The sequence below is a fragment of the Protofrankia sp. BMG5.30 genome, from assembly GCF_001983005.1.
GTDB lineage: Bacteria > Actinomycetota > Actinomycetes > Frankiales > Frankiaceae > Protofrankia > Protofrankia coriariae.
This window is the reverse complement of record NZ_MOME01000004.1, coordinates 81,992-104,636: the sequence shown is the minus strand read 5'-3', so window position 1 is coordinate 104,636 and position 22,645 is coordinate 81,992. Positions and strand designations below refer to the sequence as shown.

Annotated in this window: 20 protein-coding genes and 1 riboswitch; of the genes, 13 read left to right on the top strand and 7 right to left on the bottom strand. The window is 69.9% G+C overall.

Translation table 11 applies throughout. The annotated features are described in order from the left end of the window. Positions 1 to 34 precede the first annotated feature (34 nt). The gene (locus tag BL254_RS01170; RefSeq protein WP_254857682.1) at positions 35 to 3,217 is read right to left on the bottom strand and encodes a leucine--tRNA ligase; all 3,183 of its coding nucleotides are present in this window, start codon (positions 3,215 to 3,217) and stop codon (positions 35 to 37) included. A gap of 134 nt (positions 3,218 to 3,351) precedes the next feature. Beyond that, complete coding sequence (locus BL254_RS01165) at positions 3,352 to 4,218, bottom strand: rhomboid-like protein (protein WP_139342120.1); 867 nt, start codon at positions 4,216 to 4,218, stop codon at positions 3,352 to 3,354. Between the two features lie 75 nt (positions 4,219 to 4,293). Here BL254_RS01165 and BL254_RS01160 point away from each other — a divergent pair, with 75 nt between their 5' ends. Continuing rightward, positions 4,294 to 6,351 carry a thioredoxin domain-containing protein gene (locus BL254_RS01160; protein ID WP_047221215.1) on the top strand — a complete coding sequence of 686 codons (2,058 nt, stop codon included), beginning with the start codon at positions 4,294 to 4,296 and terminating at the stop codon, positions 6,349 to 6,351. Between the two features lie 157 nt (positions 6,352 to 6,508). Beyond that, positions 6,509 to 7,069 (top strand): hypothetical protein, encoded by a 561-nt coding sequence (locus BL254_RS01155; RefSeq protein ID WP_076842264.1) that lies wholly within the window; start codon positions 6,509 to 6,511, stop codon positions 7,067 to 7,069. A gap of 65 nt (positions 7,070 to 7,134) precedes the next feature. Here BL254_RS01155 and BL254_RS01150 read toward each other — a convergent pair whose 3' ends face one another. Continuing rightward, positions 7,135 to 7,818, bottom strand: a complete 684-nt coding sequence (locus BL254_RS01150) for a hemolysin III family protein (protein WP_047221213.1) — start codon at positions 7,816 to 7,818, stop codon at positions 7,135 to 7,137. Positions 7,819 to 8,155: 337 nt separating this feature from the next. Between BL254_RS01150 and BL254_RS01145 the strand changes: the two genes are divergently transcribed. The 3 genes from BL254_RS01145 (at position 8,156) to msrA (ending at position 12,993) form a co-directional block, all read left to right on the top strand. Further along, positions 8,156 to 9,979, top strand: coding sequence for a phosphoenolpyruvate carboxykinase (GTP) (locus BL254_RS01145; RefSeq protein ID WP_047221212.1), 1,824 nt, complete (start codon positions 8,156 to 8,158; stop codon positions 9,977 to 9,979). An 825-nt stretch (positions 9,980 to 10,804) separates the two neighbouring features. Further along, the gene (locus BL254_RS01140; protein WP_013872281.1) at positions 10,805 to 12,097 is read left to right on the top strand and encodes a PhoH family protein; all 1,293 of its coding nucleotides are present in this window, start codon (positions 10,805 to 10,807) and stop codon (positions 12,095 to 12,097) included. 233 nt (positions 12,098 to 12,330) lie between these two features. Beyond that, positions 12,331 to 12,993: a peptide-methionine (S)-S-oxide reductase MsrA gene (gene msrA, locus BL254_RS01135; protein WP_047221286.1), complete on the top strand. Its 663-nt coding sequence runs from the start codon at positions 12,331 to 12,333 to the stop codon at positions 12,991 to 12,993. A gap of 207 nt (positions 12,994 to 13,200) precedes the next feature. Here msrA and BL254_RS28050 read toward each other — a convergent pair whose 3' ends face one another. The 3 genes from BL254_RS28050 to BL254_RS01120 all read right to left on the bottom strand — a co-directional run bounded on the left by BL254_RS28050 (position 13,201) and on the right by BL254_RS01120 (position 14,602). Next, on the bottom strand, positions 13,201 to 13,374 hold the full coding sequence (locus BL254_RS28050) for a hypothetical protein (protein WP_254857680.1): 174 nt from the start codon (positions 13,372 to 13,374) through the stop codon (positions 13,201 to 13,203). 42 nt (positions 13,375 to 13,416) lie between these two features. Next, positions 13,417 to 13,611 (bottom strand): hypothetical protein, encoded by a 195-nt coding sequence (locus tag BL254_RS01125; RefSeq protein WP_047221210.1) that lies wholly within the window; start codon positions 13,609 to 13,611, stop codon positions 13,417 to 13,419. A gap of 490 nt (positions 13,612 to 14,101) precedes the next feature. Then, positions 14,102 to 14,602, bottom strand: a complete 501-nt coding sequence (locus BL254_RS01120; RefSeq protein WP_047221209.1) for a GNAT family N-acetyltransferase — start codon at positions 14,600 to 14,602, stop codon at positions 14,102 to 14,104. A 107-nt stretch (positions 14,603 to 14,709) separates the two neighbouring features. Here BL254_RS01120 and BL254_RS26710 point away from each other — a divergent pair, with 107 nt between their 5' ends. The 5 genes from BL254_RS26710 to BL254_RS01100 all read left to right on the top strand — a co-directional run bounded on the left by BL254_RS26710 (position 14,710) and on the right by BL254_RS01100 (position 17,744). Then, positions 14,710 to 14,859, top strand: coding sequence for a hypothetical protein (locus BL254_RS26710; RefSeq protein ID WP_175648254.1), 150 nt, complete (start codon positions 14,710 to 14,712; stop codon positions 14,857 to 14,859). Beyond that, positions 14,856 to 15,170: a hypothetical protein gene (locus tag BL254_RS01115; RefSeq protein ID WP_139342119.1), complete on the top strand. Its 315-nt coding sequence runs from the start codon at positions 14,856 to 14,858 to the stop codon at positions 15,168 to 15,170. Before BL254_RS26710 ends, BL254_RS01115 begins: the two co-directional genes overlap by 4 nt. 183 nt (positions 15,171 to 15,353) lie before the next feature. After that, positions 15,354 to 15,582: riboswitch (cobalamin riboswitch) on the top strand. A gap of 61 nt (positions 15,583 to 15,643) precedes the next feature. After that, positions 15,644 to 16,279, top strand: a complete 636-nt coding sequence (gene bluB, locus BL254_RS01110) for a 5,6-dimethylbenzimidazole synthase (RefSeq protein WP_076842263.1) — start codon at positions 15,644 to 15,646, stop codon at positions 16,277 to 16,279. A 318-nt stretch (positions 16,280 to 16,597) separates the two neighbouring features. After that, positions 16,598 to 17,086, top strand: a complete 489-nt coding sequence (locus tag BL254_RS01105) for an SRPBCC family protein (protein WP_047221206.1) — start codon at positions 16,598 to 16,600, stop codon at positions 17,084 to 17,086. Between the two features lie 205 nt (positions 17,087 to 17,291). Further along, positions 17,292 to 17,744, top strand: a complete 453-nt coding sequence (locus BL254_RS01100; protein WP_371389801.1) for a hypothetical protein — start codon at positions 17,292 to 17,294, stop codon at positions 17,742 to 17,744. A gap of 270 nt (positions 17,745 to 18,014) precedes the next feature. On the opposite strand, the gene BL254_RS01095 is transcribed toward BL254_RS01100, so the two are convergent. Next, positions 18,015 to 18,515: a hypothetical protein gene (locus BL254_RS01095; RefSeq protein WP_139342118.1), complete on the bottom strand. Its 501-nt coding sequence runs from the start codon at positions 18,513 to 18,515 to the stop codon at positions 18,015 to 18,017. A 528-nt stretch (positions 18,516 to 19,043) separates the two neighbouring features. On the opposite strand from BL254_RS01095, the gene BL254_RS01090 reads away from it, so the two are divergent. From BL254_RS01090 to BL254_RS01080, 3 genes are all read left to right on the top strand, one after another. Further along, positions 19,044 to 19,619 carry an NUDIX hydrolase gene (locus tag BL254_RS01090; protein ID WP_047221205.1) on the top strand — a complete coding sequence of 192 codons (576 nt, stop codon included), beginning with the start codon at positions 19,044 to 19,046 and terminating at the stop codon, positions 19,617 to 19,619. Between the two features lie 686 nt (positions 19,620 to 20,305). After that, on the top strand, positions 20,306 to 21,169 hold the full coding sequence (locus BL254_RS01085; protein ID WP_139342117.1) for a serine hydrolase: 864 nt from the start codon (positions 20,306 to 20,308) through the stop codon (positions 21,167 to 21,169). 367 nt (positions 21,170 to 21,536) lie between these two features. Continuing rightward, positions 21,537 to 22,625 (top strand): DUF3616 domain-containing protein, encoded by a 1,089-nt coding sequence (locus BL254_RS01080; protein WP_083730747.1) that lies wholly within the window; start codon positions 21,537 to 21,539, stop codon positions 22,623 to 22,625. Positions 22,626 to 22,645: the final 20 nt, after the last annotated feature.

The window sequence follows — 22,645 nt, the reverse complement described above, 5'->3', positions numbered from 1 at the left end:
CCGGGGGAAGGCCCTTGGAAGACTGAGGTGGGGGTCAGCCGAGGGCGATGTTGACGATCCGGCCGGGGACCACGATCAGCCGCTTCACCGTCCGGTCCGTGGTGTGCCGCGCGTACTCCTCGTGGCCGGTCACCAGATCGCGGACGGTCTGTTCGTCGGCGTCCGCGGGGACGTCGACGGTGAACCGCACCTTGCCGTTGACCTGCACCGGCAGCGTCACCGTGGACTCGGCCGCCAGCGAGGCGTCCCCCTGTGGGAAGGGACGCAGGGCGAGCGAGCCGTCGTGGCCCAGCCGGGACCACAGCTCCTCGGCGATGTGCGGGGCCAGCGGCGCGACCATGAGGACCAGCGCCTCGGCGAGCGCGCGGGGCAGCCCGCCCGAGCCGCCGTAGCGCTTGCTGACGAAGTTGGTCAGCTCGATCAGGCGGGCCACCGCGGTGTTGAAGCGCAGGCCCGCGTAGTCCGCGCGGACGGCGAGGATCGTGCGGTGCAGCGCCCGGGTGGCCTCGGCGTCCGGTTCGCTGTCGGAGACGGCCGCCGTGCCGGTCGCCTCGTCTACGATGTTGCGCCACAGCCGTTGCAGGAAGCGGTGGGAGCCGACGATGTCGTCGGTGTGCCAGGGCCGGTCCGCGTCCAGCGGGCCCATGGCCATCTCGTAGACCCGCAGGGTGTCCGCGCCGAAGCTGTCGTACATCTCGTCCGGGCTGACGCTGTTCTTCAGGCTCTTGCCCATCTTCCCGGAGCGCCGGTTCACCGGCTCGCCGTCGTGGGTGAACCCGCCGTCGCCGGTGCGGACGACCTCGGCGGCGGGCACGTACATGCCGCGGGCGTCGGTGAACGCGTCCGCCTGGATGTAGCCCTGGTTGAACAGCCGCTTGAACGGCTCCTTCGTCGAGACCAGCCCCAGGTCGTAGAGGACCTTGTGCCAGAACCGCGCGTACAGCAGGTGCAGGACGGCGTGCTCGACACCGCCGACGTAGAGGCCCACGCCGCCGTCGCCGGGCGGGCCGCCGGGGGTGTGCATCCAGTAGCGCTCGACCTCGGCGTCGACGAAACGCTCGCTGTTCGTCGGGTCGAGGTAGCGCAGGTAGTACCAGCAGGAGCCGGCCCACTGCGGCATGGTGTTGGTCTCGCGCCGGTACGTCTTCGGCCCGTCGCCCAGGTCGAGGGTGACGGTGGCCCAGTCGGTGACCCGTGCCAGCGGGGGGACCGGGTCGCTGACGTCGTCGTCGGCCACGGCCGCCGGCCGGAAGTCGGTCATCTCCGGCAGGGTGACCGGCAGCATGTCGTCCGGGAGCGCGACCGGCAGGCCGTCGGAGTCGAACACGATCGGGAACGGCTCACCCCAGTAGCGCTGCCGGGAGAACAGCCAGTCCCGCAGCCGGTAGGAGCGGGCGGMGCGGCCCGCGCCGACGTCCTCCAGCCAGCGGACCGTCGTCTTGATCGCGTCCGGCTTCGACAGCCCGGCCAGGGACGGCGCCGCGCCCGACGTCGGCAGGTACTCTCCCTCCCCGGCGAAGGCGACCGGCCAGGTGTCCGGGGTCGCGCCCGCGGGCACCCGGTGCTCGGCGCGCCAGTCCTCGCTCGGCGCGAGCACGGCCGGGACGGGCAGGCCGAACTGCCGGGCGAAGGAGAAGTCGCGCTGGTCGTGCGCGGGAACAGCCATGATCGCGCCCGTCCCGTACCCCATCAGGACGTAGTCGGCGAGGAAGACCGGGATGGTGCCACCGGTGACCGGGTTGGTGACGTACGCGCCGGTGAACACGCCGGTGCGCGGGACCTCGTCGGTGCCGCGCTGACGGTCGCCCAGGCGGGCGGCGTACTCCCGGTAGGCGGCCACGGCCGCCTGGGGCGTCCAGACCGCCTGGTCCGTCGCCGAGGCGCCGCCGTCGGCTCCTGGGGCGCTGCTGTCGCACCCCGGGCCGGTGCCAGGAGCATCCTGCGGCTCGGCGCCCGGGGTGGGAGGCGGGTTGGTGAACGTCCATTCGACAGGGGTGTCCGGCGGCCAGGCCCGCGCGGTCAGYGTGTCGACGAGGGGGTGCTCCGGGGCGAGCACCATGAAGGTGGCGCCGGCCAGGGTGTCTGGGCGGGTGGTGAACACCTCGACGCGGGCGTCGGACCCGACCGCGGGGAACTCGACCGTGGCGCCGTCGCTGGGCCCGATCCAGTTCCGCTGCATCTGCTTGATGGAGTCCGGCCAGTCGACCAGGTCCAGGTCAGCGATCAGACGTTCGGCGTAGGCGGTGATCCGCAGCACCCACTGGCGCAGCGGGCGGCGGAAGACCGGGTAGTTGCCGATGTCGCTGCGCCCGTCGGCGGTGACCTCCTCGTTCGCGAGCACCGTGCCGAGCCCGGGGCACCAGTTGACCAGCTGCTCGGAGATGAAGGCCAGCCGGTAGCCGTCCACGACCTGTCGGCGCTCGGTCGAGCTGAGCTGTGACCAGGGCCTGTTGCGTGGGTTGGCATCGCCGCGGGGCGCCCGGGTGCCGGCGGTGAACTCGGCGATCAGCTCGTCGATCGGGCGGGCGCGGTCGGCCTGGTCGTCGTACCAGCTGTTGAAGATCTTGAGAAAGATCCACTGTGTCCACCGGTAGTACGCCACGTCCGTGGTGGCGATCTCCCGGCGGGTGTCATGGCCCAGCCCCAGCCGGCCGAGCTGGCGCCGCATGTTGTCGATGTTGKCTTCGGTGGTGACCCGCGGGTGCTGCCCGGTGTTGATGGCGTACTGCTCGGCCGGCAGGCCGAAGGCGTCGTAACCGAACGGGTGCAGGACGTTGTAGCCGGTCATCCGCAGGTAGCGGGCGAACACGTCGGTGCCGATGTACCCGAGTGGATGCCCCACGTGCAGGCCGCTGCCGGACGGGTAGGGGAACATGTCCATGACGAAGAACGGCGGCCGTCCGGCGACCTCGTCGAAACCGTCCGACAGCGGGCCCCGCGGGTTGGGGGAGTGGAACGTGCCCCGCCGCGACCACGCCTGCTGCCAGCGGCGCTCGATCTCGCCGGCGAGCCGGGCGTCGTAACGGAACGGCAGGTCCACGGCTCCGGCCGCGCCGCCCGTAACCGGCTGAGCGTCCACCGGCCGGGTGTCGTCGTCACGCCCGGTGACGGTGTGGCCGGCGGCAGCGTCCCTGGTGTCCCGCGCGCCGGTGTCCCGCACGGCGTTGCCGTTGGTGCCGCTGTGCTCGACACGGCTGTGCTCGGTACTGCTGGTCATCTCTCATCATCCTCAGGTCAACCCGACCCGACCCGTCCCGCGGACCCTGCGGGAATCCGCGGATCACGACAGCGGAACCAGCTGTGCTGGCTCATGGCAGGCACACGCGGATGGTGTCGATCGTTGGTTCGAGCCTATCCGGAGCCTGTGAACCGGGGCTGGCAGGCCGGGCCGGAAGGCCCGGAAGGTATGGCGCCCGCCAGCGGGTACGAGAGCCGAAGGTACCGGACGCAGGCCAGGCCGATGCCGGCCGCGATCAGGTGGCCGGCGGCGGTGAAGTCGGGGGTGCGGACCGCGGCGAGGACGAGCGGCGCCAGCAGGCCGCCGACCAGCGGCCACCGCCGGTGCGCCCGCGCCGTGGCGGCGAGCACCGCGGCGCAGGCGATCAGGCCATAGCTGGCGCCGACGTCGACGGCCTCGGTGACATGCCCGCCGACAAGCCCGGCACGTTGGCCCAGCAGCAGCCCGCCGGCGACGAGCAGGCTCGCTCCGACATGCCCGGAGGCGAACACGCCGAGTGCCGGTCGGGGGCCGGCCACCCGTTCCAGCGGCGCGAGCAGCGCCGCCACCGCGGCGGCCGTCTGCGGGAACGTGCCCCTTTCGAGCCAGAACGCGCTGGCCACCAGCACGTACAGCGGGCGGCTGCGCAGCCCCGCGAGGTTGGTGGACCGGCTGCGCAACAGGCGCTGGTAGGTGTCCTGGTCGAGCCGGTGGACGACCGCGAGCACGGCCGAGGTGACGCTCAGGACGCAGAGGTAGGCCATGGCCAGGGGCGCGGCCCGCCAGGCCCGGGCCAGCGGGTCGTCCCGGCTTGCGGACGCCGTCCGCCGTACCCGCGGCCAGGTCCGCGGCAGCGGGCCGGGACCTGGACCTGGGCCGGGACCTGGACCTGGCCGTAACCGCGCCCGGGACAGCGCGATCTGTAAGTAGGACGCGGTTTGTGGGTGAGAAGACGCGGAATGTAAGTAGGGCGGCGCGGATGTCGCCCTGCAGGTCACCATCCGGTCGACTGGCACCATAAAAGGTTCCAAGCGCCCACGGCCCGCTGAGCTTCCCGGCGGCGGGATGCTGGGTACATGCCGAACCGTCTAGCCGAGCAGACCTCGCCGTACCTCCTCCAGCACGCCGACAACCCGGTCGACTGGTGGCCCTGGGGGCCGGCGGCCTTCGCCGAGGCCACGGCCAGGGACGTACCTGTCCTGCTGTCCGTGGGCTACGCGTCCTGCCACTGGTGTCACGTGATGGCGCACGAGTCGTTCGAGGATCCGGACACCGCAGCGATCATGAACGAGTACTTCGTCAACGTCAAGGTCGACCGGGAGGAGCGGCCCGACGTCGACGCCGTCTACATGGACGTCACGGTCGCCCTCACCGGCCATGGCGGYTGGCCGATGACGGTGTTCCTCACCCCGGCCGGGGAGCCGTTCTTCGCCGGGACCTACTTCCCGCCGGCGCCGCGACCGGGGATGAGCTCGTTCCGGCAGCTTCTTGCCGCGGTCACGCACGCGTGGCGGACGCGACGTGACGAGGTGGCGGCCTCCGGCGCGGACATCGCGCGCCGGATCGCCGCGGCGGCGCTGGGGTCGGCCGGCCCGCCAGCCGGGCTCACCGGCGACCTGCTCGACACCGCCGTGGCGAAGGTCGCGCGGTCCTTCGACCCGGAGCACGGCGGCTTCGGGTCGGCGCCGAAGTTCCCGCCGTCCGCGCTGCTGGAGATGCTGCTGCGGCACCACGCCCGCACGGGCGACGCCGCCAGCCTGCGGATGGTCACCACCACCTGTGAGCGGATGGCCCGCGGCGGGATCTACGACCAGCTCGCGGGCGGGTTCGCCCGTTACAGCGTGGACGCCACCTGGACGGTCCCGCACTTCGAGAAGATGCTCTACGACAACGCCCAGCTACTACGGGTGTACCTGCACCTGTGGCGGGCGACCGGGTCGCCGCTGGCCGAGCGGGTCGCCCGGGAGACGGCCGCCTTCCTGCTGCGCGACCTGGGGACCACGGAAGGCGGGTTCGCCTCGGCGCTGGACGCGGACACGGTCGTCCCCGCCGGGCCCGGATCCGGCGGGGACGAATCGCCCGGGCACAACGCCGGCGGGCACGGTGCCGGCGGGCACAGTGCGGAGGGCGCCACCTACGTGTGGACGCCGGCCGAGCTCGTCGACGTCCTCGGCCCGGCGGACGGTGCCTGGGCCGCGGACGTCTTCGGCGTGACCGCCGCGGGCACGTTCGAGCACGGCAGCTCCGTCCTGCGGCTGCCGGCGGACCCGGACGATCCCGAAAGGTTCGCGTCGGTGCGCGAGCGGCTTGCGCGGGCCCGGGCGGCCCGCCCGCAGCCCGCCCGGGACGACAAGATCGTCGCCGCCTGGAACGGGCTCGCGATCGCGGCGCTCGCCGAGGCCGGCGCGCTGCTGGCCGAACCGGCCTGGGTGACCGCCGCCACCAGCGCCGCGACGCTGCTGCGCGACGTCCATCTGGTGGACGGCCGGCTGCGGCGCACCAGCCGGCACGGCCGTGTCGGGACGAACGCCGGGGTGCTGGAGGACTACGGCGACGTGGCCGAGGGCCTCCTCGCCCTGTACCAGGTCACCGGGGACGAACAGTGGCTGGCGCTGGCCGGTGACCTGCTGGCCGTCGTCCGGGCACACTTCGCCGCGGACGACGGTGGTTTCCACGACACCGCCGACGACGCCGAGCGGCTGCTGCGCCGGCCGCGGGACCCTTCGGACTCACCGACGCCGTCCGGCCAGTCCGCGGTTGCCGGCGCCCTGCTGACCTACGCGGCGCTGACCGCCTCCGACGAGCATCGCCGGGCCGCCGAGCACGTGCTGGAGGTGCTCGCCCCACTGCTTGCCGCGAACGCGTCCTTTGCCGGATGGGCGGGGGCGGTCGGCACGGCGCTGCTGGCCGGCCCCGCCGAGATCGCCGTCGTCGGCCGTCCGGACCTCGAGCGGACGGCCCGGCTGACCACCTCACCGGGCGCGGTCGTGGTCACTTCCGGGCCGTTGGCGCGGGGGCGGGGCACGGCGGGGGTCTACGTGTGCCGGGGTTTCGTCTGCGAACGTCCGGTGAGCACGGTGGAGGCGGTGCGTGACCAGCTGGGAGTCCGGCTCGTCCTGCCAGCGACCAGCTGAGCGTCTCGCGGGTGAGCCGGGCTTCCCGCCGCCGGACGCGGCTCTCGAGATGTTCGTGAGCGATACCTATTGCCATGTATCTGTTGTAAGTATGTAATCAATCGAGGTGCGAGATGTCTGGAAGTCCGCACCGGATGCGGACCGCGAGGAGGCAGACATGGCGGGTGCGCGTGGACGTGGCTTCGGCCGCTGGGGTGAGCGTGAGCCGGTGCCGCCCGCGGACGACGCGCCGGCGTGGTTCGCGGGCAGGCTGCCCGACACCTGGTTCACCGGTGCCGCGACGGTGACCGTCGACCGGGACGAGATCGTGGTGGTGGGGACGATCMCCGCCGCGGAGCTGGAGACCGATGATCCCGCCGCGGTCGCCGCCGCCGAGTCGGGCCGTAYCCGCCGGTTCCGTGAGCAGACCAGGGACGTCCGGATCGCGATTGCCCAGGAGGCCGAGCGGCGCTACGGGCGCAAGGTGGCGTGGGGCGCGACCGCGGGCGGAACGACCGAGTTGTTCACCACCCTGTCCGTTCCGGTGATGACCAGGCTCCGGCAGCCGGAACGCCAGGTGCTCGACACGCTGGTCGACGCCGGGGTCGCGCGCAGCCGAAGCGACGCGCTGGCCTGGTGCGTCCGGCTTGTCGGTGACAATGCGCAGCCATGGCTGGCCCGCCTGCGGGAGGCGCTGGAGAAAGTCGAACAGGTCCGGGCGGAGGGGCCGGAACTGTGAACCCGAATTCCGCCCCGGCCGGCGGCCCCGCGAGATAGCGGGTTTTCGGTCAGACCATTCTGGTCCTATGTTGCGTAGATTGCCAGAATGACGGCGATATAGTGACATGTCGCCGCTACGATGGTAAACGCGTGAAAGACCTCGTGGTAGCCGAACGTCCGCGGAGCCGGGTTGGGGCGTCGGGACGCGTAGACAAATGCCCCGAGGCTGTACAGAACGCCACCGGCGAGGATCAGAACCAACGCCGCGACGCCGGCGGTGTGCAGCAGTTCGGGTATGACGAAGACCGCCACCCAGCCGAGGGCGATGTACAGCGGCACCATCAGGAAGCGCGGTGAGTGCAGCCAGAGCATCCGCAGTCCGATACCGACCGCGGCGCCTCCCCAGACCACCATGAGTATCGTCCGGGCGGTCCGCGGTGGAAGCGTGAGCAGGGCCAGCGGTGTGTAAGTTCCGGCGATGAAAACGAAGATCATGGAATGATCGAGTCGTTTCATCAGTGATCGCGCGCGTGATGTTGACCACATCCTCCGGTGATACAGCGCGCTCGTGCCGAACAGCATGGCGATGCTTAGCGCATAAACGCCCACCGCCATCCGTGCACGGAACGTCGTGGCCAGCGTAATGGCGATGACGCCGAGTGCCAGGCTGACCGGGAAGGCGCCCGCGTGCAACCATCCGCGCATCCTCGGTCGCACCAGGTCGCTCGGGTGGTGACGGAAGTCGCGGCCAGGTGCGGTCGTGGTCACGCGGTCACCGTATCTTGCGCCCGTCATGGTTACCAGTGGGCGTCGTTGATCGGCTTCGCGGCGGCTTCGCGGCGCGTGGATTTGCCCGATTGCCATGGCTCGACCGCGCGACTGCTGGAAGCTCCCAAGGTAGAGTCAAAAGATCCTGTACACGGCCTCGAATCGCCTATGGCTGTGGCTGATCCACTATGTGCTGGACGGTGATGGCGCGGGCGCGGTGTTGCGGGGTGACGGCGCGTGCGTTCTGTGGCCCCGAACACGAGTGGACCTTCCATGGCGTGGGCATAGGTGCTATGGCGGGGCCGTGGTGGGCTCGACTCAAGCGGAGGTGGGAGCTGTGACGACCGCGGCGCAGATTTCGGGGCTTGACGCTGCCCCGACCAGGCATGCCGGGCTGATTGCCTGGGTGCGTGAGATCGCCGAACTCACCCGGCCGGAACGGATTTGGTGGTGTGACGGTTCTGACGCGGAGTACGCGGAACTGGCCCGCTTGCTTGTCGACAAAGGCACGTTCGTCCCGCTGGACCCCGAGAAGCGGCCCGGCAGTTTCTACGCCGCTTCCGATCCTACCGACGTCGCCCGGGTGGAGGACCGTACCTTCATCTGCTCGCGGAACCCCGAGGACGCCGGGCCGACCAACAACTGGGCCGACCCGGAGGAAATGAAGGAGAAACTGCGGGGCCTGTTCGAGGGCAGCATGCGGGGACGGACGCTGTATGTCGTACCGTTCTGCATGGGCCCGCTGGGCTCCCGTATTTCGGCGCTCGGAGTCCAGCTCACCGACTCGGCATATGTCGCCGTGTCGATGCGGACGATGACCCGCATGGGCGCGTCCGCCCTGGAGCAGCTGGGCGACGACGGCTTCTTCGTCCCGGCCGTGCATTCACTGGGCGCTCCGCTCGAGCCCGGTCAGGCGGACGTGCCGTGGCCGTGCAACTCGACCAAGTACATCACGCACTTCCCGGAGACCCGGGAGATCTGGTCCTACGGCTCGGGTTACGGCGGTAACGCCCTGCTGGGCAAGAAGTGCTATGCCCTGCGTATCGCCTCGGTGATGGCCCGGGACGAGGGCTGGCTGGCCGAGCACATGCTCATCCTCAAGCTCACCTCGCCCACCGGAAAGGTCCACTTCATAGCGGCGGCATTTCCGTCGGCCTGCGGCAAGACCAACCTGGCGATGCTCATTCCCACCCTGCCGGGCTGGAAAGCCGAGACCATCGGTGATGACATCGCCTGGATGCGGTTCGGGGAGGACGGCCGGCTTTACGCGGTGAACCCGGAGGCCGGTTTCTTCGGAGTGGCGCCCGGCACGGGTGAGGAGACCAACCCCAACGCGATCGCGACCCTATGGGGCAACACGGTCTTCACCAACGTCGCCCGCACCGACGACGGCGACGTGTGGTGGGAGGGGCTGACGAAGGAGAAGCCGGCCCACCTGCTGGACTGGAAGGGCCGGGACTGGACACCGGATTCCCCCGAGCCGGCCGCGCACCCCAACGCCCGCTTCACCGTGCCGGCGGGCCAGTGCCCGACGATCGCGCCGGAGTGGGAGGACCCGAAGGGCGTCCCGATCTCGGCGATCCTCTTCGGCGGGCGCCGGGCGACCGCGGTCCCGCTGGTGACCGAGGCGCCGACCTGGCAGCGTGGGGTGTTCTACGGGTCGATCGTCGCCTCGGAGACGACCGCGGCGCAGGCCGGCGCGATCGGYAAGCTGCGGCGTGACCCGTTCGCGATGCTGCCCTTCTGCGGCTACAACATGGCTGACTACTTCGCGCACTGGCTGTCGATCAGCCGCAAGGCCGACCCGGCGAAGCTCCCGCGGATCTACTACGTCAACTGGTTCCGCAAGAGCGCGCAGGGCCGCTTCCTGTGGCCGGGCTTCGGGGAGAACAGCCGGGTGCTGGCCTGGATCGTCGGCCGCCTCGAGGGCGAGGCCGACGGGGTGGAGACCCCGTTGGGTGTCCTGCCCACCCCGGAGGCGCTGCCCACCGAGGGGCTCGACGTCCCGGCCGAGGATCTCGCTGAGCTGCTCACCCTCGACATCGAGCTGTGGAAGGAGGAGGCGGAGCTGATCCCCGAGCACTACCGGACCTTCGGCGACGCGCTTCCGGCCGAGCTGTGGGCCGAGCAGGAGGCCCTGGTCGACCGACTGAAGGGCTGACGAGGAGGCTGATCACGGTCCGTCCCACGGTTGTGACCGCGGGGGTGTGACCGCGGAGATCGGGCCGGCGTCCGGCATGCGCCACGGACGCCGGCCCGATCGCTGCCGTCGCGGCCTGTCCGGCGTTCTGGCGTCGATCCCGGACAGCGCCGGCTGTCCGCGTCCGCCGCTGTTTGTCTGCGCCAGCCGTCTGTTTGTCGTCGTCTGTTTGCTGCCGTCTGTTTTGTCGAGGGCGCGCTACCCGTAGCGGGCGCGCCCGTTGCCACCGCTCCGCTTCGCTGATCTGCCCGGTCGTTCTGCCCGGTTGATCTGCCCGGAGGTCCTGTCGGGGTTCTGCCCGGGTCCTCTGGAAATGTCGCCGGCCAGTGTCGCGGCCGTCGGTTCTCCGGCCGGGACGTGCTCCGTTCTCCGATCGGGATGTGCCAGCCAGGTAAACGCTGGGAAACGTCAGGATACGAACGCGAGGACACATAGTTGTCTTCTACGGCACGGTCCAGAAAAAATGATCATGGTTGTGGCTGGAGTACAAGCGATTTCCCGTTGGCCATCACCTTACGATCGGTGACCGTTGCTGAGCGTGTTGTGCGAAGATAGTCGCGCTTTCGTGGCGGGGGAGCTAACGTGTGGCCCTGGGTACGCCGGGTGGGCATCGCACGACGATGATCCACTAGGCGGGACCAAGATGGCTCAAGTCGTGGTCCGGCACTGGGCCGGGCCATTCGGGAGGCCCCTCGGTGCCGCATTCGCGACAACGCCAGGAGGCCGGTGCCCGGCCTCCTGCGAGGGGCCCGGTCCCGGACTTCCTCCGAATAAGCGGGTGGGCGTGTGCCACGAACGCATGTCGTCGACACAAGCGTGCTCCTGTCTGATCCTGGCGCGCTGCTGCGGTTCGCGGAGCACAATGTGGTGCTTCCTCTGGTAGTCGTAGGAGAACTGGAAGGAAAGCGGAACCACCCCGAACTGGGCTGGTTCGCCCGCGAGGCCCTTCGCCTCCTCGACGACCTACGAATCCGCCACGGTCGACTGGATCAGCCACTGCCGTTGGACGACGGTGGAACGCTACGGGTCGAACTCAATCACACCGACCCGTCGGTACTCCCACCGGGGTTCCGGGTGGATGACAATGACTCGCGCATTCTTGCCGTCGCGCTCAATCTCGCCGGGGAGGGCAACGACGTCGTCCTGGTCACCAAGGACCTGCCGCTGCGGGTGAAGGCATCCGCGGTCGGGCTCGCCGCCGAGGAGTACCGGGCGCAGACGCCGGTGGACTCCGGCTGGAGCGGCATGGCGGAGCTTGCCGTCGCCCAGGACGACCTGGACCGGCTCTACGCCCGCGAGACCGTCGAGATCCCGGACGCCGCCGGGCTGCCGTGCCACACGGGGCTGGTGCTCACCGCGGCCGGCGGYAGCGCCTCCGCGCTGGGCCGGGTGACCGCGGACAAGAAGGTGCGGCTGGTCCGTGGCGATCGGGAGGCGTTCGGCCTGCACGGGCGGTCCGCGGAACAGCGGGTCGCGCTCGACCTGCTGCTCGACCCCGACGTCGGGATCATCTCCCTGGGCGGGCGGGCCGGTACCGGCAAGTCGGCGCTGGCGTTGTGCGCCGGCCTCGAAGCGGTGATGGAACGCCGGCTGCACCGGCGGGTCGTGGTGTTCCGGCCGCTGTACGCCGTCGGCGGCCAGGATCTCGGCTACCTCCCCGGCAGCGAGAACGAGAAGATGGCGCCCTGGGCACAGGCCGTCTTCGACACCCTCGGCGCCCTGGTCTCCCAGGAGGTCATCGAGGAGATCGCCGACCGCGGCATGCTCGAGGTACTGCCGCTGACACACATCCGCGGCCGGTCGCTGCACGACGCGTTCGTCATCGTGGACGAGGCACAGTCGCTGGAACGCGGCGTGCTGCTGACCGTGCTGTCGCGCCTGGGGCAGGGGTCACGGGTCGTGTTGACGCATGACGTCGCGCAGCGTGACAACCTGCGGGTGGGTCGGCACGACGGGGTCGCGTCCGTGATCGAGACCCTGAAGGGCCATCCGCTGTTCGCGCACGTCACGCTCACCCGCTCCGAGCGGTCGCCGATCGCCGCGCTGGTCACCACCATGCTGGAGGATCTCGTTCTGTAGGACCCGCGGTCCCCGCGGGAGGTGTTCTACCGGTCCCGCGGGACGTCCACCGGCTCGGCCCGGGCCAGGTTCGCCCGGCCGGGCCGGGTTCGGGATGGACGAGTACGCGGCCAGGGAACGTACCGGGCATGGACGGGGTTGACGTCTCAGGCCCTGTCGCCGAAGGACCGCGGTGGTGCATCATGCTTCTTCCGCGTCACCGCGGACCGGACAAGTCCCGGAGGTTCCAGCAGATGTTCTTCACTCACCACAAGTCCACCCTGCCCACGGCCGAGCAGGCGCTGCCCGGTCGTCTGGTGCCCGCCTTCGCCGTGCCCGAGCGGCACGCCGTCCTCGGTACGCCGTTGCGGGGGCCCCTCCCGGCAGGGCTGGAGACCGCCGTGTTCGGGCTCGGCTGCTTCTGGGGCGCGGAGCGGAAGTTCTGGCAGACCCCCGGGGTGTACTCGACCGCGGTCGGGTACGCGGGCGGCATCACACCGAACCCGACGTACGAGGAGACCTGCTCGGGCCTGACCGGGCACACCGAGGTCGTCCAGGTGGTGTTCGACCCGGCCGTGGTGAGCTACGAGAACCTGCTGAAGGTCTTCTGGGAGGCGCACGACCCGACCCAGGGTATGCGCCAGGGCAACGACGTCGGCACCCAGTACCGCTCGGCGATCTACACTTTCTCGGACGAGCAGCTTGCCGCGGCACACCGCAGCCGGGACGCCTTTCAGACCGTCCTCGACACCGCCAGCTTCGGCCCGATCACCACGGAGATCGCCCCCGCCGGGCCGTTCTATTTCGCGGAGGACTACCACCAGCAGTACCTGCACAAGGTCCCCAACGGCTACTGCGGCCTCGGTGGCACCGGCCTGTCCTGCCCGGTCGGCGTAGCCCAGACCGACGCCGGCTGACCCCGGCAGCCGACTGGATGTCCGAGGGTATCCGGCGGTGTCTGTCTCACTCCGTTCCTGCGGTAGYCGCGGATCCACGACGTACGTGGGGAAGCTACCGCTCGAAGATGTCGTGGGTGCCGATGCGCAGCCAGATGACGTGCGGGCCGGGCTTGCCGGGGATCGGCTCGCCGTACGTCCACAGCGTCCGACCATCACGTGCCCACGTCATCTCGAACACCCGGGCTCGGACTTGAAGCCCTTGACCCGCATCGGGTGGAAGGAGCCCGAAGTCAGCCCTTCACGGAACAGCGCGACGGCACGCAGGAACGCGGCCCGCTGCGCGGGGGAGAGTCGATGGAACTCCGCGAGGAAGCGGGCAACCGGCTCGAAGGTGGGCACGGTCACGACAATAGGGCGAAGGGTGAGCGCCCTTTCGAGGGGTCAGCTTGCCTTCGAGTGTGGGTCCATGGACAGCTCGTGGAGGAGCGCGTCGAACGCGGCATCACTGGTACAGATGACCGATCGTCCTGCGGCAAGGTCCTCGCGTGCTTCGTCGATCGCCTGCTGGGTAGCGGAGTCGGGTTTGTCCGCCCATTCGTACGGCTCGGGGTATGGCCAAGCGTTGGGTTGCGTCACTTCCCACCTCCCCTGGGTCAGCCWAGGCCCTTCGATGGTCACATCGAAGGGCCTTCAAAGCATGCCCACACATGCGAGCACTGACAAGAACATCGGAGCGTGAGTTAAGACCGTCTTCATCACCGGACCGGCGGATCCAGAGTCGCGTCGGGCGGCCTACCCCCACCCGGGCCCTTCTCACGCCCGCGTGGCCTTCAGGCGGCCAACCTACTCCGCGCGGTCAGGCCGTGGAGACGGCCCACGGGACGGTTCGGAGATCGTTTGGTGCACTTTTAGGCCCCGCGGCGCACTTCCGGCTGACCGGCCGGGGTGGCCCCGCAACATCTGGCTCAGGTCAGTCGAGCTACCCGCCAGCGTCCGATGRGACGCCCCGCGGGCGCCCGGCGGACGTCCGCCCTGCTCGCTGACGTGGGCATGYGGGTGACGCCGACGCACTCTCTGGCGGAAGTCCGTGCCGCCGGGAGCGGTAGGCGGCGATCTGGAGCCGGATTCAGCGGCTGATCTGCGCCGCGGCGGCGCTCATCCGTTTCAGGAGACGGTTGGTGGCGGGCACCTGGGTGAACCCGTACTTGATGCAGAAGGAGACCGCCTGTTCGTCGATCGCGTCGACCACGATGAACCGCGCGGCGACCGTCCTGGTTGCCTCGACGACCCGGCCGACGGCGTCGGCAAGCAGGAGGCCGCCGAGCCCCTGGCCCTGAAGCGTCTTGTCCAGCGCCAGCTTCGCCAACAGGACTGCCGGGATCTGCACGGGGTTTCCACGGCCTAACGACCTCGGCAGGTCGTCACGCATCAGGAGATGGGCCGCGATCGTGTAGTAGGCGACCACCCGCCCATCGGCGGACCAGACAAAGGTCCGCCCAGTTCTACGCGACTCGGTGGTGAGAGCATGACGACGGAGCCACTCGTCGAGCTCGGGCTGACCGCTGTCGAAGTGATCCGCTCCGTGGAGCTCATCCAGTGCCTCGCTGACGAATCTGCTCGCGGTCACCGTCGCTCGATGACGGAATCAAGCCGTGYGGCGGCGCGGGTCAGRGCGTCGTTGGGCTCCGCGKGAGCGTCCAGGGAAGCAAGCAGTTCGAGGATCAGGGGTGGCGCGTGGATCGGGCCAAGCGTTACTACAAGATGTTCTGCCCCTGCGACAAGAAGCACATGAAGGTCGTTCACCCGACCCCGTCGGACCCGGACTACCGACGGAACCTCATCGGTCAGCTCAAGAGGGCGACGTGCTGGGAGTGGTCGAAGTGAGAGTGCTGATCGCTCAGCGTGCGGTGTACCGCGGGCCCCTGGACGGGTTCGAGGCCCGGGTGGATCGGCTGATGGACGCTCTCCTGGATCTGCACGGGATCATTGATCCGGACATCGCCGCGAGCCTCACCGAGGGCTGGGTGGACGTCACAATGGTGGTCGAGGTGGACCGGTTCGACGACGAGGCGATCCACGAGGCGATCCGCTGGAGTCGATCGTCCCTACGTGCGGTGATTCACGCTATTGGCGACCGGATTCCGGGGTGGGATGACGGTCAGGTGTGCGAGGCCAAGGTGCTCACGGACGCCTGATCCCCCCGAAGCATGGGGGCCGATGGCTGCTTGCTCACGTTCTTCACCAAGCCTTCGGCCGGGGCCGTCCCGTGGGATGATCGTGGTGGCATTGTTCGCGAGGTGCCCCAGGTTGCCTGGGGTCTCGGGCGCATRACCGGATGACCGGTCGGGTGCGCTCGGGGCGGCCAGGCGGCCGGGGAGAATCGGGAAGCCGGTGTGAGTCCGGCACGGGCCCGCCGCGGTGATCGGGGAGCCGCCGCCCACGCGCACGGGCCACGTCCGACGGATCGGGTGCTGACGGACTGGATGGTGGTCGTCCAGGTGCCGCCCGCGCGATCGAGGTCCGCTGGACGCGGCCCGGGAGCAGCCACTGGACCGCGCGGTCCGGGAAGGCGGGCGGTCAGGTGCTGATCCGAGAGTCCGAAGACCGGCCTCGCATCCGTGCCATCCGTCGACGGGCGGGTGGCGGACAGCGGGAGCCTGCCATGCCAGTGGACCTGTACGGCGTGATCCATCAGCGGCGTGACGTCCGCGCCCAGTTCACCGGGGCACCGATCCCGGACGGCGTCCTCGAGCGGGTGCTCGCCGCGGCGCATGCCGCCCCCAGCGTCGGGCTGAGTCAGCCGTGGGACTTCATCGTGATCGAAAACCAGCGCACCCGGCGCGCTTTCTACGAGCATGTCAGACGGGAACGCGCGGTCTTCGCCGCGACTCTGACGGGTGAGCGGGCCGCCCGGTTCGCCCAGATCAAGATCGACGGTGTCCTGGAGTCCACGCTTTCCATCGTGGTGACCTATGACGAGAAGCGCGGCGGGCCCGCCGTCCTGGGACGGCATGCTATTGCGGACGCGGGGGTGTACTCGGTATGTCTGGCGATCCAGAATCTGTGGCTGGCGGCCACCGCCGAGGGCCTCGGGTGCGGCTGGGTGTCGTTCTTCCGTGAACAGGCCGTCCAGGACATGCTGGRTATTCCCGACGGTATCCGGCCGGTYGCGTGGCTGTGCCTCGGCCCGGTCACGCATCACGAGCAGGCCCCCGACCTGGAAAGACATGGCTGGGCCCGCCGCCGGCCGCTGGAGCGCGCACTCCATCGTGAGACGTGGCAGTCCGCCATTGATCATCTGTAGTGGGCGGGAAAAAGCCGTCCGTGTACACATGGGGGATACACATGGGGCGGGATGCGTCTGGCTGAGGGCAGGGCGCGGCCGACCGCGAACGAGGCCACGGCTCGGCCCCGCGTGGCCGTGTCGACAGCCACATCCGCGCCCACACTCATGTTCTTGATGAGTTCGCGTTCTTGGTGAAAGGTAAGAGGCTGTGGTGGACGTCCGTCGGATATGGGAGCAGCCGGCCATCGTTTCCGGGGTCGCTGCGGTGGTACGAACCAGGTGGCCTGGCCAGGTCGACCGGTCTGACCGGCGCGAACGGKCCGGGCGGCGGGCGTCGTGAGCGGCCGGCGTCGGGTGTACGTGGTGACCCAGCTCTCCCCGGCCGCGCCGTCAGCGGTGTTCGAGCTCCTGGCGGACGGCGCGGGCTGGTCGCGGTGGGCGGCTCCGCTCATATCGCGATCGTGGTGGGAACGGGAGGGCACACCCCCGCCGGGCGGTGTGGGAGCGGTGCGTCGGGTTGGCCGGCCACCCCTGATCTCCCGTGAAGAGATCGTTGAGTATCTTCCGGCTCGTCGGCACGCCTACCGGGTTCGTTCGGGTCTGCTGCCGATACGCGACTATCTGGCGACGGTGGATCTGGCGCCGGTGGACGGCGGTACCGAGATCGTCTGGCAGGGCAGCTTCGTCCCGCTCGTGCCGGGGACGGGAGCGCTTCTCGCCGGTGTCCTGAAGTTCTTCACCGCCAGGCTTGCTCGCCGCCTCGCCAGGGCCGCGGCCGCGGGCCCGCAACCGGGTCCGGCAGCCACGCCGCCGGCCACGGCCTGAGCCGTCCAGCGGCCTGGCGGAAGCCTGGCGGAAGGAAGGCCTCCACGGGCCCGCGGTCTGTCCGGGCCCGGCGCCGGGCCGATGGGCGTCAGTGGGTGCTCGCCGGTGACGGCAAGAATGATCATTTGTGGGGGTGGCGTGCTGGCCGGGGTGGTTCAGCCGGCCGGGATGCCCCCTGGGGGCGTCAGGTGGCGTACCGGTGTCGATGCTGCCAGACCGGGTACGGCCGTCTGAACGGGCCGTTGACGCGGCCAGCCCCGTGCACCGGTTCGTCCTCGAGAATGCTCTGGAGGAGATCATGTCCGTGAGACTGAGCCGCCGTTCCTACGAGCATGCCAGAAAACTGATCGAAAACGGTGCCGTGGTACTCGACGAACGAGACGACTGGAGCGTGCACCAGCCCTCGACGCGGCAGGAGAACGAGTTCATTTCCGAACATGGCTTCAACGAGTATCAGAAATGGTATCTGGGAATCTCCGAGGACGACGACGAGGACGACAGGAAACGGTACAGGTTCCCGTACGGGGACTTCAGCAGAGTGCACCTTTGTGGCGTTCTCACGGCCGAGTCACGGGCCGGCCGGTACAAGTACTTCGACATTGAATGGGCGGTGGCCCATCTGCACGGGATGCTGGACGCGCTGATGAGCACGAAATAGCATCCGGGTACGGAACACGGTTCGGGTGCGAAGTGAGGTCCGGGCCGCCCGGGGTAATGCTGGCGGGTGCCCGATGGCCGTCCGGCGATCGCGACGGTACGGGCGGTGGCGGGTCACCGGCCGTACCGGGAGTCGGCGTTGCACAACCATCGGGCTGGCCGGAATCGGGCTGGTGGGCCGGTGAGCCTGAAAAGCCGGATCTGGTCCGTTTCCGCCGGCCTGTTCACTGCTGCCGGCAGGGGCCCGTCGCTTTGTCCGCTGCTTCTTTGCCTACTGCTTCCGGAAGGTCAGTATCGTGCCGTTGGCCGTTCCGATCCCGGCCGTTCCGATGGTCCCGCTCAGACCGTGGCCCTCGAAGGCGATCGAAGCCGCCAGACCGGCTATCTGATTGTCACTGGTAATCGTGTAGCCGGCGGCCGGCAGCGCCTGGCGGTAGAAGGTCGCCACCGCGTTGTCGGAGACACCGCTCAGGGTGAGCACGGACTCGTTGTTCCTGGACGTACCGGCCTCCACCTCGGCGCCCGGTGGGATCGGGAAGTCCTCGGGGACGTTCGCGGCCTTCAACGCGTCCCTGCCCGTGGCCACCTGCCCGCCGCCCGGCAGTGACGCCGAAATGGACGGCAGGGCCGTCGGCAGGCCCGTGGGCAGCGATGTCGGCAGCCCGCTCGGCAGAGTCACCGATCCGGTCGGCCCGGTCGACCCGGTTGTCACGCTCGTGCCCGTCGCTTCGCCACAGGCTCCGAGCAGCAGTACCGCCAGGCCACCGCCCATGGCTGCCACCGCCATCCGATGCCGTGTGGTGCCGACGTAGCCACCGGAACCTCCGGAAGCACCCAATCTGATCTCCCCCTTCACACACCCCGGGTGTGACGCGTGTCCTGTTCGGCCGGCCTCGCCCGCCGGTGTCCGTCCCGCCCGCATGGAGACGATCCCCAACGGTTGGTGCCGGTCGATGTGGGTTGGTGCCGGTCGTCACACGATAGGCATCACATGCCGACGCGCCGCCGCGGCTGTCGGCAGCCTGTCAGCGCGGCCGCGGGAACCGTTGGCGGCGGGCGGCGGGGCGGAGGTGAGCGGAGGCGATTTGTCGGTTTGGCGACTGTGGCCCGCTCGCTCGCCCGCCCGGCAGCGTCGTGACCGTCCGACGCGCTGGGCGGAAAGTGCGTGCCACGAACGGGATCCGGCCGCTGAGTGCACCGTTCGGGCGCCGCGGAGTACACCGTGGGCCCGTTCGAAGTGGCGGCGCCCGGCCGGCCCTCGTGCGGCCGAAATCGTCTTCTGGAGGTACTGTCATGTCCCGTGGCAGTGAGCAACAATGCGGTCGCCGGAGTAGTTCTCCACTATCTCGAGGACAATCCCGGTGAGATCGAGACCCTGAGTCCGCTGGTGCTGGCCCTGATAGAGGGGGCAGGCCCGGTGACGGACGCAGCCACGATGCCGGCGCACGTCACCTGGGGCGCGGTCGCGGTTACCGCGGACTGGCGGGTGCTGCATGTTCGTCATCGGGGTTCGGCGGGCTGGCTGCTCCCCGGCGGGCATGTCGACGCGGCGGACCGGTCCTTGTTGGGCGCGGCGCTGCGCGGGCTCGCCGAGAGAACCGGAATAGCGGCGAATTCTGTGATTCCGGACACTGTTTATCCGATTGATATTGACGCGCAGATCGTGCCCGCCGATCCGGTTCGGGAAGAACCCTCGCATGTGCACTACGACGCTCGCTTCATTCTGTATGTCCCGGACGAAACGGTGCGGCCGTGTTCCGCGGAGACGGTCGACCATCGCTGGATCCCGGTACGGGATCTGTCCGGCACGCTAGGTGACAAGCTTCGTGCCCGCTGCGCCCGCGACGCCCGAACGGAGCGGGCTCACCTCGCCTGACAAACCCGCCCGGGAACGGTGTGGTCACGTTCCTTCCACGCCTGGCTTCCCCGCTGCTTCCAGGGTGTCTCCTGATTGCGCGGAGGACGCGGCCAGGGGCGGTCGGGGGCCAAACCGGGAATCGGGCCGGGGACCAGGACCACAAGCCAGGGAGCAGTGCCAACAGCGCCAACCCGCCCCGTCGCCTGACAATAATGTCGAGGGYCGGTATGAGACTGTTTCCGAACTGCCGAGGTGCCGGCGGCCCGTGCGGCCGGTTCCAGCGTCTTTTGCCGGCGAATTTTCCGGTGGCTGTTTTCCACGGAAAGGCTGCCTGACGGGAGCCTTCTCGGCGTCCGGCACCGATCTGCGCGGTCGCGGAGAAAAGGGAATGTGGCGATGCGGCGACGCCCTGCCACGGGTATATATCGGCTGTGACCATGCGGCACCATGCAATCGTCGCCATGCGGCACCGCGCACCGCTGCACAACGTCGCGAAAAACGCGACCCGGCGGCCGGCGGTGGGATTTTCAGGACCGCTGGGATCCGTCGATGTGCCGGCCCGGGTCCCGGTCTCGAGACGAGCCGGCGCAATACTGGTCGCCGCTGCCGTGGTCAATGCTCTCGTGCTGGCTCCGGTCGTTGGATCCGTGYGTTTTGCCGGTGCCGGCGGATCCACGTCGAATGTTTCCGCGCCGGATGTTCCCGTGCCGGGCGTTCCCGCGGAGCCGCCAGCTGTCCGGTTGCCGTCCATCGGTATCGTCGTCCCACCGCCGCGGCTCGTTCCCGAGGCCGTGCCGAAGGCGCCGTCGCTGTCCGGGTCCGACCTGTCCGAGCGGTTCCAGGGATATCTCGAAGGACGCCCCGGGCAGGTCGGTGTGGCGGTGTACGACGCGGTCACCGGTCGGACCGTCACCGTCGACGACCCGACGGCGCCGGGTTTCGAGACGGCCAGCACGGTGAAACTGTCGATACTGCTGGGCATTCTGGAACGCGCCGGGCCGTCCGGACGTCTGGGCACGAGCGAACTGCGCAACGCCCAGGCGATGATCTACGTAAGCGACAACAGGRCCGCGAGCCGGTTGTGGCGCTCACTCGGCGGCACGGCGTCGATGGACACCATGTTCAGCCGGCTTGGGATGACCAGGACGAAGGCGGRCGGCGGCGGACGCTGGGGGCTCACCCTGACCAGCGCCGCCGACCAGCTCGCGGTGCTGCGCACGCTGGYCTATCCGGGCGGTGTGCTGAGCGAGCAGGCCCGGGCCACCGCGGCGAGCCTGCTCGCCGGTGTGGTGCCCGCCCAGCGGTGGGGCCTGCCCGGCGGGGTGCCCGCGGGCGTCACCGTGGAGGTGAAGAACGGCTGGCTGCCCCGTGACGGTGGCTGGGTGATCGCCAGCATCGGACATGTCCACGGGGGCGGGCGGGACTACGTGATGGCGGTCTACAGCCGCAGCAACCCGTCGATGCGGGCCGGCATCGACACGGTCGAGGGGCTGTCCCGGATCGCCTGGGACGCCGCCGCGACGTCGGTGGCGGTGGGCGGCCCGCGTCCCCTGAAGCCATTCCCCTGAAGCCGTTCCGCCGCGCTCGTCCCGCGGGAGTACTTCCGCGGCGAGGGCTGTGGGGCGACGGTCCACAGCCCTGAGGCTGCCCGGCGCGTCCGGCGCGTCTCCAGCCCGCCTACCCGCCCCCTCGACCGGCTCGGCCCGATTCCGCCCTCGGGGCCGTGTCCGCTTTGCGACACACAGCGTGTCTGTGGGCTGTGGTGATGTTTGCTGACCACGGCTCTGTCCGCCGGCTGCGCCGTCCGGTCACGGTGACGATCCGATCTGGCCGGATATGTCGGACGGGTCGTGGCAGGCGGGGCTGTGACAGGCGAGCTGTGGTAAACGGGACTGTCACGTCAGCGGGGGCTCAGGGCCGAGGGGGAGCAGTCGCGTGGATACGGTGGAGACCGTTACGGTCCGTTTCGACGACGTCGGCCCGCACCCCGTGGTCGACATCGTCGAGTCACTGTCGACGATCAAGAGTGAAGGGCGGCACCTGTGGCTCGGCGGAGACGAGACGACGACGATCGAGCGGGTAACCCTGGGCGCCGCCGGGGACACCTACGACAACCATGTCTCCTTCCCGGTCGGTGACTTCCTGCCGCTGCCGGCGGGGCCGGACGCGGACGGCGCCATCCCCGAGATCGACATCGAGGGGTTCGACCGGCATGGTGACTACCTGTGGTTCGTCGGCTCGCACAGCCTGACGCGCAAGCGGGTCAAACCGCACCACGCGACCGAGGACGCGCTGCGCGCCCTGGCAAAGATCCGTAAGAACGCGAACCGGCATCTGCTCGGCCGCATCCCGGTCGTCACCCGGGACGGGCTGCCCACCCTGGTGGGCAGCGCCGCCGCCCCGGACGGCGCCGGCGGGCCGCTGACCGCCGCCGCGCTGGGCCTGCGCAAGCAGACCCGGGTCACCACGGTGCTGAAGGGCGACAAGCACCTCGGCCCGTTCCTGACGATTCCGAGCAAGGACAACGGGCTTGACGTCGAGGGGCTGGCCGTCGTCGGTGAGCGGGTCTATCTGGGCCTGCGCGGGCCGGTGCTGCGCGGCTGGGCGGTGGTCGTCGAACTGCGTCCCACCGAGGGGGACGGGCAGGACCTCGGGCTGCGGCCGCTGGATGGCGGCCTCTCCTACCGGAAGCACTTCCTGAACCTCGACGGCCTGGGCGTGCGCGACCTGCTCGCCCAGGGGGACGACCTGCTCGTGCTCGCCGGCCCGACCATGGACCTCGACGGCCCGGTCCGGGTCTACCGGTGGCGTGGCGCGGCCAGGGCGGCGACGAGCGTCGTCGTCGACGACGAGGCGCTCGTCCGTGTGCTGGACCTGCCGTTCGGCGAGGGCGACGACCACGCCGAGGGGATCGCCCTGGCCCCGGGCGACCCTTCGTCGATCCTGGTCGTCCATGACAGCCCGGCGGCGCACCGCCGGCCCGCCCCAGGCGTGATCCTGGTCGACGTCTTCCGGCTGCCCTGACCGTTCCTGCCCCGACCGGG

What these genes read in the sequence shown, in the direction of transcription:
- BL254_RS01165 (WP_139342120.1), bottom strand. Translation starts at nt 4,218, where the DNA reads ATGGTGACCTGCAGGGCGACATCCGCGCCGCCCTACTTACATTCCGCG.
- msrA (WP_047221286.1), top strand. Translation starts at nt 12,331, where the DNA reads ATGTTCTTCACTCACCACAAGTCCACCCTGCCCACGGCCGAGCAGGCG.
- BL254_RS01100 (WP_371389801.1), top strand. Translation starts at nt 17,292, where the DNA reads ATGCTGCCAGACCGGGTACGGCCGTCTGAACGGGCCGTTGACGCGGCC.
- BL254_RS01095 (WP_139342118.1), bottom strand. Translation starts at nt 18,515, where the DNA reads ATGGGCGGTGGCCTGGCGGTACTGCTGCTCGGAGCCTGTGGCGAAGCG.